Genomic DNA, 15,304 nt, shown 5'->3' on the forward strand with positions numbered 1-15,304 from the left:
CCGGCCCGACCGGCGTGCGACAGACTGGGCTCCGTGCCTCACACGTCCGTCGCCGAGCACCGCATCGCGCTCCGCCAGGTCATCGGCCCGTCCGCCACCGAGAGGGTCCCCCTCGACCGGCACGCGCTCGGCCGGCGGCTCGCCGAGCCCCTCCTCGCCGTCGACGACCTGCCCCGCTTCGACAGCTCGGCGATGGACGGCTACGCGGCGGCTCCGGCCGCCCCGGACCAGCGGACCTATCCCGTCGTCGGGGACGTCGCAGCCGGGGACGCCGCCGGCTTCGAGCTCGAGCCCGGCCGGGCCGCCCGCGTCATGACCGGTGCCCGACTGCCGGCCGGCACGGTGGGCGTCGTGCCCGTCGAGCAGACCGACGCCGAGCGGACCGGCCCCGCACCCCGCGAGGTGACCTTCACTGCACCCGTCGAGGTCGGCCGCCATGTCCGGCGCCGGGCCGAGGACATCGCCGCCGGCGTGCCCGTCGCCTCGGCAGGAGCGCCGCTCACGGCAGCGGTCATCGCGCTGGCCCGGTCCGCCGGCTGCACCGAGGCAGTCGTCCACGTCCCCACACGGGTCGCCGTCGTGGCGACGGGTGCCGAGCTCACCGTCCCGGGGGCCGACCCCGGCCGCGGCGGCATCCACGAGTCCAACTCGGAGATGGTGGCCGCCCTCGCGTCCGGCGCCGGCTGCGCCGTCACGCACGTCGAGACCTGCACCGACGACCCCGACCAGCTCAGCGCGCTGCTCGATGCCCTTGCCGCGTCACCCGACGTCGACCTCGTCGTGACGACCGGTGGAGTGAGCGCGGGTGCCTACGAGGTCGTGCGGCAGGTGTGCGAGCCGCGCGAGTCCTTCAGCTTCGTCCACCTCGCCATGCAGCCCGGGGGCCCCCAGGGGCTCGGCCGCTGGGGCGACACCCCGGTCGTGTGCCTCCCGGGCACGCCGGTCGGTGCCTTCGTGTCCTTCGAGATGCTCGTGCGACCGGCCCTCGACGCGCGCCACGGTGCCCCTCCGCGCAGAGCCGGCTCAGCGGCATACGTCGGGAAGCCCCGGCACACGCGCGCGGGGAAGGTGCAGTTCATCTCGTGCGTCGTCGCGGACGACGGCACCGTCACCGCCCCGGACGCGCGGCACCTCTCCGCGCTCGCGCGGGCCAACGGCCTGATCGAGGTGCCCGAGCCCGTCGACCAGATCGTCGAGGGCGACATCGTCACGGTCCACCCGCTCTGACCGCGCGCCGGGGCAGAGCTCAGGCGTTGCCCTGGCTCGCGTCGGCCACCCACGGGCCGAGCGGGGGGTTCCACTCACGCACGACCCGGCGCAGCACGTAGCCGCCGACCCAGTAGGGGTCGTCCTCGAAGGTCGTCAGCACGTCGGCGAGCGAGTCCGCCTCGACGACGATGAGGGCACCGTTGGGCGGCTCCTCAACGGTCTCCTCGCCCTCGGAGAACTCGTCGTGGCCCGCCTGGTACATCCCCGCGGCGCGCAGCCCCGGCAGCCCGGTCAGCCACTCCCGGTGCTCGGGCCGGATCTTGAGCTGCTCGGTCATGTCCTCGGGGTAGGTGTACTGGATCGCGAAGATGCCCATGGCTGGAGCGTAGTCAGCCCACGGACACCCGGTCACCGCGCGAGTACACGTTGAGGGTCGCGCCCCGGACGAAACCGACGAGGGTCATCCCCGCGTCGGCTGCTGTCTCGACGGCGAGCGACGAGGGCGCCGACACGGCGGCCAGGCACGGCACGCCGGCCATGAGGGCCTTCTGCGTCAGCTCGAACGACGCCCGACCGGACACCATGAGGACGGACCCCGCTGCGGGCAGCCGACCGGCCAGCAGCGCCCAGCCCAGCACCTTGTCGACGGCGTTGTGCCGGCCGACGTCCTCGCGGACAGCGAGGAGCTCGCCGTCGGCGGCGAAGAGCCCGGCGGCGTGGAGCCCGCCGGTCTTGTCGAAGGAGCGCTGCTCGGCCCGCAGCTTGTCCGGGAGGGCCGCGATCAACGCCGCGGGCCATCGGGTGGCGTCGTCCCGGACCGGCCAGCGCGTCCGTGCCCGGAGCTGCTCGATGGAGGCCTTGCCGCAGACGCCGCACGACGAGGAGGTGAAGAAGTTGCGGGCCAGCTCGGGCGCCGGCTGCGCGACTCCCGGGGCGAGGGTCACGTCGATGACGTTGTAGGTGTTCTCGTCGAAGCCGCTCTCACCGGAGACGACGGCTCCCTCGCAGTAGCGGGCGAGCGACACGTCGTCGGCGTCGCGGATGATGCCCTCGGTGAGCAGGAAGCCGTGGACGAGCTCGATGTCGCTCCCGGGCGTCCGCATCGTCACGGTGAGCGGCGTGCCGCCCACGCGCAGCTCGAGCGGCTCCTCGACGGTGACGGAGTCGGAGCGGGCGCGCACCACCGGCTCGTCGGCCGACACGTCGACGACGGTGACCTTGGTGCGCTGCGTGACCCGTCCCATACGGCAAGCGTGCCAGACTCCCAGCGTGCAGCCATCCCCCTCCCGAGCCGCGGCGATCGTCCTCACCGGTGGGGCGTCCACCCGGATGGGCCGGCACAAGCCGGCGCTCACGGTGGGCGGCCGTGCGATCGTGGCGCGCGTCATCGACGCCGTCCCCGGTTGGCCGGTCGTCGTCGTGGGGAGTGGCGCGCGGGTGCCCGAGGGCACGCGCGTCGTGTCGGAGCAACCGCCGGGCGGTGGTCCCGTCGCGGGGATCGCCGCGGGGTGGGCGGCTCTCACCGACGGGTCGTATGCCGCTGAGCTCGGTCCGGACGGACCTGACGTCGTCGTCGTGCTGGCTGGGGACCTGCCGTTCCTGACCCGGGACCACCTCGAGGCGCTCGTCGCTGCGGCCGACGGCGGCGTCGCGGTGACGGTGTCGACCTCGGGCCCGAACTGGCTCTGCTCGGCCTGGCCGGCGCAGCTGCTCCGGTCCAGGCTCGCGGCGGTGGGCGCGCCGGCGGGAGTGAGCGTGCGGCGGCTGCTCGGTGACGTCCCGCGCGTGGAGACCCCGGACCGGCACGACATCGCCACCGACGTCGACACGCCGGAGGAGCTGGAGGCGGCCCGCCGCCGGGTCGACGGTCAGTGACGGGTCAGGTCACGCGGCCGCGTCAGACCCTCAGGCCGTGTGTCTGCTCACGTGGCGGGGGCGGGAACGGGGCTGGTCGGGGTGGTGCACTGCGTCGACGCCGGCGTCGACAGCGTGACGTCCGAGACGAGCGCTCCCACGAGGCCGGCCACCTCACCGAGCGACGGGTCGCTGAGGTCGAGGGGACGCAGCTTGTGGTCGGTGATGTTGATGACGATCGCGTCGTTGGCCGTCTCGCCGTCGCCGTCCGGTGGAGGGGGAAGCGTGCCCTCCGCAGAGCCGGCCGTCGGGAGCTCAGCGGCGTCGACGAGCCGCAGCGTGCCGAGCAGCGAGAGGAGGTGCTTCTGCTGGGCTCCGGTCAGCTGGCAGACGCGGCCGTGCACGGCGCGGGTGTCGACCAGCACCTTGCCGTCAGCGTGGAGCACGACGGTGTCGTCGTATCCTGCGATGCCACCCGTGCGGTGGAGGGTGAGGGGGAAGACCGGGTTGGTCAGCGGCTCCGTGGAGTCGCCCAGCGGGCCGCCGGCGAAGGTCCGCGTCGCACGCGCGGAGTCGATCGGCTCGGGCGTGCCGGTGCTCGGGGTGTCACTCGCCGCGCACCCGCCCAGACCGACGGCAAGGGCCATCGCGACCACGGCGTGCCCTGTCCTCCCCATGTCGACCACTATGCGCCCTTCACGTGCCCGTCGCGCGCCGACGTGCGCGCACCTTTGCAACACTACGGTGAACTTTTGGCCGACCTTCTCGCCATGCACGTCCAGCTGCTGGTCCGGTCAGTCCGCGTCCGCGGCGTCGTACGTCCTGAGGAAGTCGACGATGAAGGGGGCTGCGTGGCTCGTCCCGCTCGGCCCCTCCTCGTTGTACGCGGCCACCGCGATGTCCCCGCGGCCCGCCACCATCCACGCATGGGTTCGGGGCGGGTTCGTCGTCCCGAACTCCGCGGTGCCCGTCTTGGCGTACTCCACCCCGACGGACTGCAGGACCCTGCCGCTCCCCTCGGTGACCACGGCGCGCAGGGTCTCGCGCAGCACCTCCGCCTCGTCCGCCTCGAGCGGCCTCGCGGGCGCGGGCAGCGACTCGTCGGTGACGACGAGTCGGGGCCGCACCGTCTCGCCCTTCATGACCGAGGCCATGACCAGCGCCATGGTGAGCGGAGACGCCTCGATCCGGCCCTGGCCGATGAACGAGGCTGCGTGCTCCACGACGTCGTCCGTGGGCGGCACCGACCCGAGGAAGCCGGTGAACGGCAGCTCCAGGTCCTCACCCATGCCGAGGGACTGGGCAGCCGAGACGAGGTCGTCCTGCGAGACCTTCTCGTGCTGGCTGATGAAGGCCGTGTTGCATGAGTACGCCATGGCCCGCCGGAGCGGGATGTCGCCGAGCTGAGCGGCCGGGTATCTGCTGTAGTTGCCGAAGACCCGCCCGTTCACCGTCAGGGTGTCGGTGCAGGGGAGGTCGGTCTGGGCCGTGGCGCCCTGGCGGACCAGGGCGAGCGCGCTCGCGATCTTGAAGGTCGAGCCCGGCGCCTCCTTGCCGGCGAGGGCGAGCGGGGCCCCCTCCGCGCCGGGGCCTACGGCGGCGGCGAGGATCTCGCCCGTGGAGACCTTGACCGCCACGAGGGCCGTGGGCCGCTTCGTCTGGCCGGCGAGCGACTTCTCGGCGGCCGTCTGCGCCTCCTCGTCGAGGGTCACGGTGAGGGGCTCGGCCTCCTCCGACGGCTCGGCGAAGAGCTCGCGCTTGTCGAGGGCCGATCCGTCGGCTCCCCTCTTGACCGCATGCACCGCGACGCCGGGCCGGCCCCGGAGCCGCTCGTCGTAGCGCAGCTGCAGGCCGTTCTGACCCACCGTGTCGCCCGGCTCGAGCACGCCGTCCGACTTCTCGATCTGCTCGGCCGTCGCCTCGGCGACCCGGCCGAGGACGGGCGCGGCCCACGTGCGCGTCGGGCCGAGGACCTGCATCGCCGGCACCCGCAGCGCCCCGTCGATGGCATCGATGCGGTCGACCTCGTCCGACAGGAGGGGGTCACCGACGCGGAGCGTGATGGCGCCGACGAAGGCCTTGGGTCCGGCGGCGGCGACCCGGTCGGCGAACGCCCGGCCGTCGATCCCGACGATCTCGGCGAGAGCACGGGCCGAGCGTCGGGCCGCCTCGCCGGACACCTTCGTCTTGTCGATGCCGACGTTGGCGACCTCCCGCTCCGTCATCAGCTTGGTGCCGTCGCGATCGACGATGTCGGCCCGCTGTGGCCAGGTGCGGACGAGGTCGAGGGCCTCGTCGGCGGCGAGCTCGGGAGCCACGATCGTCGGGGTCCACCGCACCCGCCAGGCATCCTCGACGAGGGTCAGCGAGACCTGCGTGTCGTAGGTCCAGTCCGGGTCGGTCGGCGAGACGTCCCACGTCGTGCGGAGCGTCGCCGTCGCGCTCGTCCCCTCGTCGTCGCGGAGCACCTGGGTGACGGCCACCGCGGGCCGCAGGTCACCGAGGTCCTCGTAGGCCTCCGTGACGAAGGTGGTGGCCTGCGCAGCGGTCGTGCCCGTCAGCGTCACGCCGGTCAGGTCAGCCTTGGCGAGGCCGCTCGCGAGTGCCCTGGCGGTGTCTGCCGGGTCCGGCTCGGACTCGAAGAGGGAGCAGCCGGACGCCAGGCTCGTGGTCAGGACGACTGCGACGATGGCTGAGAAGGAGCGACGTGTGGAGGGTCCCCTGGGCATGTCGTCCACCGTACGGGTGGTGGGCATCGGCCCGTGAAGTAGGTTGGCGCCATGTCCCGACCGCACGCGGCCGCCATCATCGAGGACGCTCTCAACCTGCAGGTCGAGCGGGTCCTGCGCAGCCGGGGCTGGGGCAACCGCGTCGTCACCCACATCGGCTACGGGACGAGCACCTACGTGCGGGTCTTCGCTCGCATCGTGCTCGGTCGCCAGGGGGAGGAGGGCCCCCCTGAGCGCCAGGACGCAACGGGCGCCCTCGCACCCCGTCCCTACAACCGCGGCTGGCGCGTCTTCGTCACCGCCCCTGCCGCCGGGGTCCCGGTCGTGGTGACGATCGGTGACCGGGAGGTCTACGGTCGGTCCGACCGCGGGGGCTACATCGACCTCGTGGCCCACGACCACGGGCTGGAGCCCGGGTGGCAGCAGGTGGTCGTCGCAGCGCAGGGGACCGACCCGGTGCCGGCCGACGTGTTCATCGTCGGCGACGACGTCACCTACGGCATCGTCAGCGACATCGACGACACCGTCATCACGACGATGCTGCCCCGGCCCCTGATCGCCGCCTGGAACACCTTCGTCCGCAGCGGCAAGTCCCGGCGAGCCGTGGCCGGCATGGCGCCGATGTACCGGCGGCTGCTCTCGGCGCACCCGGGCGCGCCGATCGTCTACCTCTCGACGGGCGCGTGGAACACCACGCCGACGCTGACCCGGTTCCTCGTGGAGAGCGGCTATCCGCTCGGACCGCTCCTCATGACCGACTGGGGCGCCACCAACACCGGCTGGTTCCGCAGCGGGCAGGAGCACAAGCGCACGTCGCTCCACCGGCTCGCGCGCGACTTCCCCGGCATCACGTGGCTCCTCGTCGGGGACGACGGCCAGCACGACCCGCAGATCTACGCCGAGTTCGCCGAGGCCCGTCCCGACAGGGTCAGGGCCGTCTGCATCCGGCAGCTGACTCCGACGGAGCAGGTCCTCTCCCACCCGATCGGGCGGGCCGAAGGGCCGCACCGCGACTGGGCGAGCCGGACGGTGCCGACCTACCTCGCTCCGGACGGCGACGGCCTGATGCGGCTCCTCGACCAGGCCGGGATGGTCGGCGAGCCGGTCGCCGCCGACGAGCAGCCCTCGCGCCCGCCGCTCACCTGACCGCGTCGTCCTTTGGCAGGATGGACCCATGCCTGAGCTGCCGGAGGTGCAGGCGCTCGTCGACTTCCTCGCCGAGCGGACGGCCGGTCTCGCCGTGACGAAGGTCGAGCTGGCCTCGATCAGCGTGCTGAAGACGTTCAACCCGCCGCCTCAGGCCCTCGAGGGTGCCCCCATCGACGGCGTCCATCGCCACGGCAAGTTCCTCGACCTCGACTGTGACGGCACGCACCTGGTCTTCCATCTGGCCCGAGCGGGCTGGCTGCGCTGGAGCGAGCAGCTGCCGACGACCCTGCTGCGGCCCGGCAAGTCCCCGATCGCCTTGCGCGTCAGGCTCTCCGACGGGTCCGGGTTCGACCTCACCGAGGCGGGGACCAAGAAGTCCCTCGCCGCCTACATCGTGCACGATCCGCGCGAGGTGCCGGGAATCGCGCGGCTCGGACCGGATCCGCTGGCCGACGACTTCACCGTGGAGCGATTTCGGGAGCTGCTGGCCGGGCGGCGCACCCAGATCAAGGGACTGCTGCGCGACCAGGAGGTCATCGCCGGTGTGGGCAACGCCTACAGCGACGAGATCCTGCACGTGGCCAGGATCAGCCCGTTCGCCATCGCCGGCACCCTGGCGCCGGAGGTGGTGGACCGGCTGTACTCCGCCCTGCGCGAGACCCTGACCCATGCCGTGGCGACAGCGTCCGGCAAGCCGGCCAAGGAGCTCAAGGACGCCAAGCGGGCGGGCATGCGCGTCCACGCCCGCACCGGCGAGGCGTGCCCGGAGTGTGGCGACGTGGTGCGGGAGGTCAGCTTCGCCGACACGTCGCTGCAGTACTGCGCCACGTGCCAGACCGGTGGCAAGCCGCTCGCCGACCGACGGATGTCCAGGCTGCTCAAGTAGCTCCGTGCCTCAGAGCACGAACGGCTCCGGGTGGTCGCCCTCGAGCGGCTTGCCGGCGCTCGCCCAGGCACGCATCCCTCCCTCGAGGTTCGCGACGTCGAAGCCCTGCTGGACGAGCCAGGCCACGGCCCGGGAGGAGCGGCCACCGCTCCGGCAGACGATCGCGACCGTGTCATCCGTGTCGGGCAGCTCGCCGAGACGTGCCGGGAGCTGTGCGAGCGGGATGTGAATCGCATTGGGGGCGTGGCCCGCCGACCATTCGCTTGGTTCGCGGACGTCGACGACGACAGCGTCGTGGGGAACGTCGTGGACGGTGGTCGTCGGCACACCGCTCTGGCGCTCAACGGGAAGACTCATGCCCGCCATCCTGACACGAGCCCGCGGCGAGCTCCGGCTGTGGACAGCAGGGCCACTCGCGAACGTCGACCTCGCCACTATCGTGACGGAGGTGAAGGTCCTGTCGATCCAGTCCCACGTCGCCTACGGCCACGCCGGCAACTCGGCGGCCGTCTTTCCCCTCCAGCGCCTCGGTCACGAGGTCTACCCGGTGCTGACGGTCACCTTCTCCAACCACACGGGCTACGGGGCGACCCGGGGGCCGCTCATCGCCCCGGACGACATCGCCGAGGTCCTCCTCGGCATCGAGGAGCGAGGGGTGTTCCCTCAGGTCGACGCCGTGCTGTCCGGCTACCAGGGTGCGGAGTCGGTCGGTGCGGTCATCCTCGACGCGGTCGCTCGGGTCAAGGCGGCCAACCCCGCGGCGCTCTACTGCTGCGACCCGGTGATGGGTGACGTCGGGCGCGGCTTCTTCGTCCGGGCCGGCATCCCGGAGTTCATCCGCGACGCGGTGGTGCCGAGAGCCGACATCGTCACGCCCAACCAGTTCGAGCTCGAGTTCCTCGTCGGGCGCTCGATCGCGACGCAGCAGGAGCTCGTCGACGCAGCCGACGAGCTGAGGGCCGCCGGCCCGGAGGTCGTCCTCGTCACCTCGACCATCACCGACGACACCCCTGCGGACTCCATCCAGATGACGTGCGTGACGGGTGAGGGCGCCTGGGTCGTCACCACGCCGCTCCTGCCCATGACGGTCAAGGGCGGCGGCGACGTCACGGCGGCCCTGTTCCTCGCGCACCACGTGACCGACGGTCCGAGGCTCGCGCTGGTCAGGACCGCTGCGACGATGCAGGCCGTCCTCGAGCGCACTCACGCTGCCGGCAGCGAGGAGATGCTCCTCGTGGAGGCGCAGGACGCCATCGCCGCGCCGGGCCAGGACGTCGCAGTTTCGGCGATTCGTTGACGGAGACCCATCACACCGCGTTATGCTCGCTTCGCGCCGTTCCGCATGACCACCCCTGACCGTGCGGAACGGCGTCTTTTCATGTCCGGACGCGTCCAGCCGTATGCCGCTGGGCCCGGTTGCGTCCATTCGTCACCAGAGCCGACGGTGGCGACACGATCGGTCTCTCTGCCGATGTCTCAGGTTTTCCCTAGATGCGCGTATAGCCTCCGATCGTGGACCCCATCACGAACCCGTACGCCCCGGGTGCGGGGCAGCGCCCGCCTGAGCTCGCCGGGCGTGACGAGCAGCTGAGGACGTTCGACGTCGTCCTGGAACGCATCGCCCGCGGTCGGTCCGAGCGGTCCATCGTCCTCACCGGCCTCCGCGGCGTCGGCAAGACGGTCCTGCTCAACGCCCTGCGGTCCTCGGCGGTGCGAGCGGACTGGGGCACCGGCAAGCTGGAGGCGCGCCCCGACCAGCGGGTGCGCCGTCCGCTCGCCGCGGCTGCCCACCAGGCCGTGCGTGAGCTCGGCCACCCCCGAGGCGACCAGGTCGACCACGTCCTCGGGATCATCAAGTCCTTCGCCCTGCGCGACGCCCCGAGCGGCGCGAAGCTGCGGGACCAGTGGCAGCCGGGCATCGACGTGCCGGCGGTGTCCGGACGCGCGGACTCGGGCGACATCGAGATCGACCTCGTCGAGCTCTTCACCGACATCGGTGGCCTCGCCGCCGACCTCGGCAAGGGCGTCGCCTTCTTCGTCGACGAGATGCAGGACCTCGGCCCCGAGGACGTCTCGGCCGTCTGCGCGGCCTGTCACGAGATCTCGCAGTCCGGCCTGCCGGTCATCGTCGTCGGCGCCGGACTGCCCCACCTGCCCGCGGTGCTGTCGGCGTCGAAGTCGTACTCCGAGCGACTCTTCCGCTACCAACGCATCGACCGCCTCCCGCGCGACGCCGCTGACCGGGCGCTCGTCGGCCCGGCCGCCGAGGAGGGGTGCGAGTTCACCGCCGAGGCGCTCGAGGCGATGTACTCCGTGACCGCCGGCTACCCGTACTTCATCCAGGCCTACGGCAAGGTCGTCTGGGACGTCGCCCCGAGCTCCCCGATCTCGGCCCAGGACATCCGCGTCGCTGCCCCCGAGGCCGAGTCCGAGCTCGCCGTCGGCTTCTTCGGCTCCCGCTTCGAGCGAGCCACCCCGGCCGAGCGTGAGTACCTGCGGGCCATGGCCGACGCTGCCCTGCTCAGCGGCTCGGGTCACCCAGCCGATGCGGAAGGCGACGGCGACGCGGAGGCGCGCTCAGCGGCATACGGCATCGTCAACGAGCTGGACGCCGTCGCGACGTCGGCGGTGGCTGACGTCCTGGGGCGCAAACCCCAGTCCCTCTCTCCCGCACGGGATGCCCTGATCAAGAAGGGACTGATCTACTCCGGTGAGCGGGGACAGATCGCCTTCACCGTGCCGCACTTCGGGCGCTATCTCCGGACCCAGGCCTGAGCTCAGCGCCTAACCATGGCCATGACTCTCAGCACGACGACGATGAGCAGCGCGCCCGTCGCCGAGGTGACTCCCGAGGCCCAGGCATCGATCGTCATCGACGTCTCTGCCGCGCTGAGCATCTCGTCCACCCCAGTGGCCCGGTCGAGCTGACGGCTGGCATCCCGGCCGACCGCTTGCGCCAGGGCCATGAGCAGCCAGCCGACCCACCAGAGCATGACCACCGGCGGGGTGCCCCCGAGATCGCGCGATGTCCCGAGGTCGCGGGCGCGGGCGGCATCGGCGCCGTGCCAGAGCTGGGTCAGGGCCTTGCCACTCAAGACCAGGTTGGCCAGCGGGATGACCCACCCGCCGACCGCGAGACCATCGCTGAGCCGGTGCGCATCCGGATGGGACCGGTCCGAGACCCACACGAACCGGAGCCAGCTGAGGAAGACGATCCCCGTTGCGACGTAACCAGCGACGGACAGTGCCGGCATCATCTCCAGCCGCTCCGACAGCGCCACCAGGCCGTCGACGTCACCCCGGGCGAGCAGCGTCAGACCGCGCAGGTTGAGCCAGACGTTGACGAGCTGCAGGAGGATGGCCGCTGCCAACAGCCCGACCGTGAGACGCCCGAGGACGTCCCCCGTCGGGCTCCAAGGCCTCCGCCACGCGGCCTCGATCGGGAAGGCCGGAAGGGGGCTGCCGCGGTGCCCGGGAGCCGTGCCCGTCCCCGGGGGTGGCGGGAAGTCGAGCGGCGGCCCCGAGGGGGGCGCCACAGAGTGCGGGTCGAGCGGGTGGTGTGGGTTCACGGTGACGTCCTCCCCTGTCGGATGGCGGACCGAAACCTACCGAACACCAACGCGATCGGCTCGCTGAATCCTGTCGGGCCCGGTCAGGGGAGGGTTGGCGATCGGCGGGCTATCCGGTCGCGCAGCCCGGTTGGTCCACGGAGCTGATGCGCGACCGGCTCCATCAGGAGCACCAGGGGCGACCCCACTGGTGCCGGAAGGCCCGCTCGTAGATCGGCAGGTAGCTGCGGCGGTAGGCGCTCTCGCCGGCCCAGGCCTTCGCCTGGTCCGCGATCCGGCAGCGGTTCTCCACCGCGACGGGATCGGCGCTCCCGGTGATGAGCTCGGCTTGGGCCCGCTCGAAGATGACGTAGTCAGCAGTCGCGCGCTGGGTGCTCAGGGCGGCCACGGTGGTCGGCCAGCCGAGGACGCCGACGAGAACCGCGGCGGTCGCGAGGGCGGTCACCGACACGACCCTTCTGGTCCAGTCGGTGCGCGGGACGACGAGCAGGGCCACGGCGAGCGCACCGGCGAGGCAGGACCAGATCCACGGCGTGCCTCGGTAGGTGGCACCGACGAACCGCACGATCTGGTGGGCCTGCTCGGAGACTGACAGGATGACGGCGGCGGAGAGCGCGGACGCCCCCAGTGCTCCGGCGAGCACGACGAGCGGCTGGCGGTCCTCGTCGGCCGTGCTCGTGCCGCTCAGCCTGGCCTTGGCGAGGAGCAGGACGATGCCCACGGCGAAGAGCGCACCCCACAGCCACCCGGTGCCGGCGAACGGTCGGGGCGTCGGCAAGCCCGCGCCGAGGCTGTGGAGGCTGTAGGGGATGCCCGTCCCCGGCAGGGCGTTGACCAGCTGGAGGCCGATCACCTTGAGGACGGGTCCGCCGAGGTCCGGCTGCAGTCCGACGTAGACGCTCTCCGCGGCTGCCCCGATGAGCTGACGGGTCCACAGCACTGCGGCCAGCCATCCGCCACCCAACGGGAGTCCGACGACGAGCCGGTGTCGCCACGGCGAGCAGCCGATGAAGGCGAGCATGACCAAGGCGAAGGGCACTGCAGCCCAGTGCATCTCATAGCTGAGCATGACGCCGACGCCCAGAACCGCCAGCGCAACGGCGGCAGCGGCGCGCCCGACACTGCCCCAGCGGCCCCAGGTCCGCAGGGTCCACAGGCAGACCGCTCCGACGAGGAACATCAGGGCGATGCCGCCCATGCACAGGACGACGAAGCTGACCCAGCCGTTGCGGCCGGGGGAGGTCGTGGTCACCCCGAGCAGGAGCAGGATCGTGAAGAGCGTGAGGGCGCTGCGACGCGTCGCTGGGTCGATCGGGTCCCCGGTGCGCCGCCGCAGCTGGGTGAGCAGCAGTGCGAAGGCACCGACGACGACGAGGGCCAGACCGAGCTTCACCATCCCGTGCACGACGAAGAGTGGGACGCCGGTCGAGAAGGCGAACTGCATGCCGAGCAGGTAGATGACGTGCTGGACGACCACGCCGACGGGCGCGATGCGCCCGGCCCGCATGCGCCATTCCATGTCGTTGACGGCCCAGGGGAGGACTCCCAGGACGTTGTCTCCCGTGCGGCCGGGTGCGGCGGGGTAGTGGTAGCGCTCGTCGGACGGGACCGGGGCGAGCAACCACGGCAGCAACAAGCCGAACGCACCCACCGTCAGCAGGACCCACGGCACCCACTTGGGTCGGGAGAGCGCGCGACGCATGAGCTCGGTCACCTGCCCGGTCCCGTCAGCACGGTCAGTGGGTCAGGTCGGGCCAGTTGTCCGGAACGCGGTCGCGCGGAGCCGGGACCCCTTGTTCCACGGGATGGCTGGCGGGAGGGGCCAGCTCCGGACCGGTGACGACGTCCTCGATCCGGTAGTCGTAGAACCAGGACTCGCCGGGCTCGAAGCTGCGGACGACCGGGTGGCCGGTCGCCCGGAAGTGCGCCGTCGCGTGCTGGGAGGGCGAGGTGTCGCAGCAGCCGATGTGGCCGCAGGCGGCGCAGCGCCGCAGGTGGACCCACCAGCCGTCCGCGGCGAGGCACTCCGCGCAGCCGGTCCCGCTGGGCGGTGCTGCGGGGTCGATCTCGGGGGCTGATCCGGGCGCGTCGACCATGAGCGCAGCCTACGGCCCGGGTGGCACCTGCGGGCCGTGGGCGCGCTGGCTAGGCTGAGGCGACGTGAACGACCGACGTGCCTCGCTGAACGGAGTTGCCGATGAACGCTGAGCCGCAGCACGGAGCTGAACCTGTCGCACCGGGATTCTGGATGACGATCCTCGGCGCCATCCTCGCGGTGATCGCCCCTCTGGCCGGCTTCCTCGGAGGGAGCAGCACCGGAGCCGTCGCCCGCGAGAACGCGCTCGGGCTGTGGCTCCTCGTCGGGCTCGTCATCGGAGGGCTGGGCGTCCTCGTCGCGTTCGTCGGCGCGCAGCGCTGGTGGCGGGCGACGCACTGAGGGGCCGTCCAGCGGCTCGAGCGGGCCGCTGTGTCCCGCCCTCCTCTAGCGCATCGGGCGCGCACCCGCCAGACTGTCCGGCGTGATCGGCGCAGACTTCGACAGGGTCCTCGCTGACGCGCAGGCAGGTGACGAGTACGCCTTCGCCCGCCTCTGGCGAGACCTCAACCCAGCGCTGCTGCGGTACCTCAGCCTCGGCGGCGAGATGGCCGAGGAGGTGGCCGCCGAGACGTGGACCACCGTCGTGCGGGGCCTGACCCGCTTCGTGGGCGACGAGACGGCATGGCGCGCCTGGGTCTTCACGACAGCTCGGCGTCGAGCGGTCGACGCCGGCCGGAAGCGGGCCCGCGAGGCCGGCCTCGGCTGGCGCGCCACCACGTGGGGGTCCGACATCGCGCCGGACTCCGCCGACGAGGTCATCGAGGCCGAGACGACGGAGGACATGTTGCGTCTCGTCCGCAGCCTTCCGGCAGCGCAGGCGGAGGCGGTGCTGCTCCGCGTGGTCGCGGGCTTGCCGGTGGCCGAGGTCGCGGAGCTGCTCGGACGCAGCCCCGGGTCGGTTCGGGTCGCCTGTCATCGGGGACTCGAGGGCCTCGCGAGGAAATTGGCCAAGCAGGACGTAACGGAGAGCGACCTTCGGGCGCTTCGGGGGTGACATGAGCAACGACAAGCCGACTGAGGGCGCCCACCCGGCCGGGTCTCGTCATGACGACGACCTGCTCGACGACGTCGCCGCCAACCCAGAGCTGGCACGGGTGGCCTTCCTCCTGACCGCCCGGCCCAGCGAGCGGGAGCTCTCCGGTCTCGACGGCCCTCTCGAGGCGTTCCGAGCTCATGTCGCAGCCCCGCCCCCGAAACGACGGAGACCCTCCATGATCTCGACGCTCGCCGGCGCGAAGCTCGGCGCGACCATCGCTGGCATCGCTGTGGGACTCGGTGGCGCGGCCACCGTGGCCTACGTCTCAGCCAGCACGCCGGCCACGCCCGAGACCCGCGCCACCGCCGCCGCCAGCCCCGAGCGGGCCGGTGCCGCCGAGGAGGCGAGCGAGGGGGCCAAGGACGCGAAGGACAAGAAGGACAAGAAGTCCACCCCCGTCGGTCCGGACGCGACCGGGTCGGCCGCCCACGGTCTCTGCACCGCGTGGCAGCACGTCGCCGGCAACGGCAAGGCGATGGACGCCATTGCGTTCCGGAACCTCATCACGGCCGCCGGTGGCGAGGACGAAGTCGAGGCGTTCTGCGCGAAGGTCGATGCGCCCGGCAGGTCCGGCGACCACGCGACCGGCAAGCCCGAGTCCGCCCCCACGGTCAAGCCCGACTCGGTCCCCTCCGCGAGAACGACTGGCGCCCCGACGAGCCGACCCGCTGCAACCCCCACACCTCCGGCACAGCCGGACACAGTTCCGACCGCCTCACCCTCCCACCCGACCGGGCGGTCGTGAAGGCGCGGTAGCTAGCACCGCGCAGCCCC

The 15,304-nt window shown here is 72.2% G+C and carries 17 protein-coding genes; 9 read left to right on the top strand and 8 right to left on the bottom strand.

The window, feature by feature from the left end:
• Window positions 1-33 precede the first annotated feature (33 nt).
• Window positions 34-1,227 carry a molybdopterin molybdotransferase MoeA gene (locus tag ABWV20_RS08825; RefSeq protein ID WP_353354652.1) on the top strand — a complete coding sequence of 398 codons (1,194 nt, stop codon included), beginning with the start codon at window positions 34-36 and terminating at the stop codon, window positions 1,225-1,227.
• A gap of 19 nt (window positions 1,228-1,246) precedes the next feature.
• Here the strand turns inward: ABWV20_RS08825 and ABWV20_RS08830 are convergent, their stop codons facing one another.
• A complete protein-coding gene (locus ABWV20_RS08830) occupies window positions 1,247-1,585 on the bottom strand; it encodes a YciI family protein (protein ID WP_353354654.1) in 339 nt (112 codons plus the stop codon).
• A gap of 13 nt (window positions 1,586-1,598) precedes the next feature.
• Window positions 1,599-2,453, bottom strand: coding sequence for a formate dehydrogenase accessory sulfurtransferase FdhD (gene fdhD, locus ABWV20_RS08835; protein WP_353354655.1), 855 nt, complete (start codon window positions 2,451-2,453; stop codon window positions 1,599-1,601).
• A 25-nt stretch (window positions 2,454-2,478) separates the two neighbouring features.
• Here fdhD and mobA point away from each other — a divergent pair, with 25 nt between their 5' ends.
• Window positions 2,479-3,084: a molybdenum cofactor guanylyltransferase gene (gene mobA, locus ABWV20_RS08840; protein ID WP_353354657.1), complete on the top strand. Its 606-nt coding sequence runs from the start codon at window positions 2,479-2,481 to the stop codon at window positions 3,082-3,084.
• Window positions 3,085-3,131: 47 nt separating this feature from the next.
• Here the strand turns inward: mobA and ABWV20_RS08845 are convergent, their stop codons facing one another.
• A complete protein-coding gene (locus ABWV20_RS08845; protein WP_353354658.1) occupies window positions 3,132-3,740 on the bottom strand; it encodes a hypothetical protein in 609 nt (202 codons plus the stop codon).
• 117 nt (window positions 3,741-3,857) lie between these two features.
• A complete protein-coding gene (locus ABWV20_RS08850; protein ID WP_353354659.1) occupies window positions 3,858-5,792 on the bottom strand; it encodes a penicillin-binding transpeptidase domain-containing protein in 1,935 nt (644 codons plus the stop codon).
• A 51-nt stretch (window positions 5,793-5,843) separates the two neighbouring features.
• Between ABWV20_RS08850 and ABWV20_RS08855 the strand changes: the two genes are divergently transcribed.
• Window positions 5,844-6,938, top strand: coding sequence for an App1 family protein phosphatidate phosphatase (locus ABWV20_RS08855; RefSeq protein WP_353354661.1), 1,095 nt, complete (start codon window positions 5,844-5,846; stop codon window positions 6,936-6,938).
• A 28-nt stretch (window positions 6,939-6,966) separates the two neighbouring features.
• A complete protein-coding gene (locus ABWV20_RS08860) occupies window positions 6,967-7,827 on the top strand; it encodes an Fpg/Nei family DNA glycosylase (RefSeq protein WP_353354662.1) in 861 nt (286 codons plus the stop codon).
• 9 nt (window positions 7,828-7,836) lie between these two features.
• Here ABWV20_RS08860 and ABWV20_RS08865 read toward each other — a convergent pair whose 3' ends face one another.
• Entirely contained in the window at window positions 7,837-8,184 is a 348-nt protein-coding gene (locus ABWV20_RS08865) for a rhodanese-like domain-containing protein (protein ID WP_353354664.1), read from the bottom strand.
• Between the two features lie 91 nt (window positions 8,185-8,275).
• Here ABWV20_RS08865 and pdxY point away from each other — a divergent pair, with 91 nt between their 5' ends.
• Window positions 8,276-9,124, top strand: coding sequence for a pyridoxal kinase PdxY (gene pdxY, locus ABWV20_RS08870; RefSeq protein WP_353354848.1), 849 nt, complete (start codon window positions 8,276-8,278; stop codon window positions 9,122-9,124).
• 215 nt (window positions 9,125-9,339) lie between these two features.
• Complete coding sequence (locus ABWV20_RS08875) at window positions 9,340-10,602, top strand: ATP-binding protein (protein ID WP_353354665.1); 1,263 nt, start codon at window positions 9,340-9,342, stop codon at window positions 10,600-10,602.
• A 2-nt stretch (window positions 10,603-10,604) separates the two neighbouring features.
• Here ABWV20_RS08875 and ABWV20_RS08880 read toward each other — a convergent pair whose 3' ends face one another.
• The 3 genes from ABWV20_RS08880 to ABWV20_RS08890 form a co-directional block, all read right to left on the bottom strand.
• Entirely contained in the window at window positions 10,605-11,396 is a 792-nt protein-coding gene (locus tag ABWV20_RS08880) for a DUF4328 domain-containing protein (protein ID WP_353354666.1), read from the bottom strand.
• Window positions 11,397-11,559: 163 nt separating this feature from the next.
• Window positions 11,560-13,110 (bottom strand): hypothetical protein, encoded by a 1,551-nt coding sequence (locus tag ABWV20_RS08885; protein ID WP_353354668.1) that lies wholly within the window; start codon window positions 13,108-13,110, stop codon window positions 11,560-11,562.
• A gap of 22 nt (window positions 13,111-13,132) precedes the next feature.
• Window positions 13,133-13,492 (bottom strand): UBP-type zinc finger domain-containing protein, encoded by a 360-nt coding sequence (locus ABWV20_RS08890; RefSeq protein ID WP_353354670.1) that lies wholly within the window; start codon window positions 13,490-13,492, stop codon window positions 13,133-13,135.
• A 101-nt stretch (window positions 13,493-13,593) separates the two neighbouring features.
• Here ABWV20_RS08890 and ABWV20_RS08895 point away from each other — a divergent pair, with 101 nt between their 5' ends.
• From ABWV20_RS08895 to ABWV20_RS08905, 3 genes are all read left to right on the top strand, one after another.
• A complete protein-coding gene (locus tag ABWV20_RS08895; RefSeq protein WP_353354671.1) occupies window positions 13,594-13,833 on the top strand; it encodes a hypothetical protein in 240 nt (79 codons plus the stop codon).
• Between the two features lie 82 nt (window positions 13,834-13,915).
• Window positions 13,916-14,488 carry an RNA polymerase sigma factor gene (locus ABWV20_RS08900; RefSeq protein WP_353354672.1) on the top strand — a complete coding sequence of 191 codons (573 nt, stop codon included), beginning with the start codon at window positions 13,916-13,918 and terminating at the stop codon, window positions 14,486-14,488.
• Between the two features lies 1 nt (window position 14,489).
• A complete protein-coding gene (locus ABWV20_RS08905; protein WP_353354674.1) occupies window positions 14,490-15,275 on the top strand; it encodes a hypothetical protein in 786 nt (261 codons plus the stop codon).
• Window positions 15,276-15,304 lie beyond the last annotated feature (29 nt).

The sequence above is a fragment of the Intrasporangium sp. DVR genome (assembly GCF_040365325.1).
Classification (GTDB): Bacteria; Actinomycetota; Actinomycetes; order Actinomycetales; family Dermatophilaceae; genus Intrasporangium.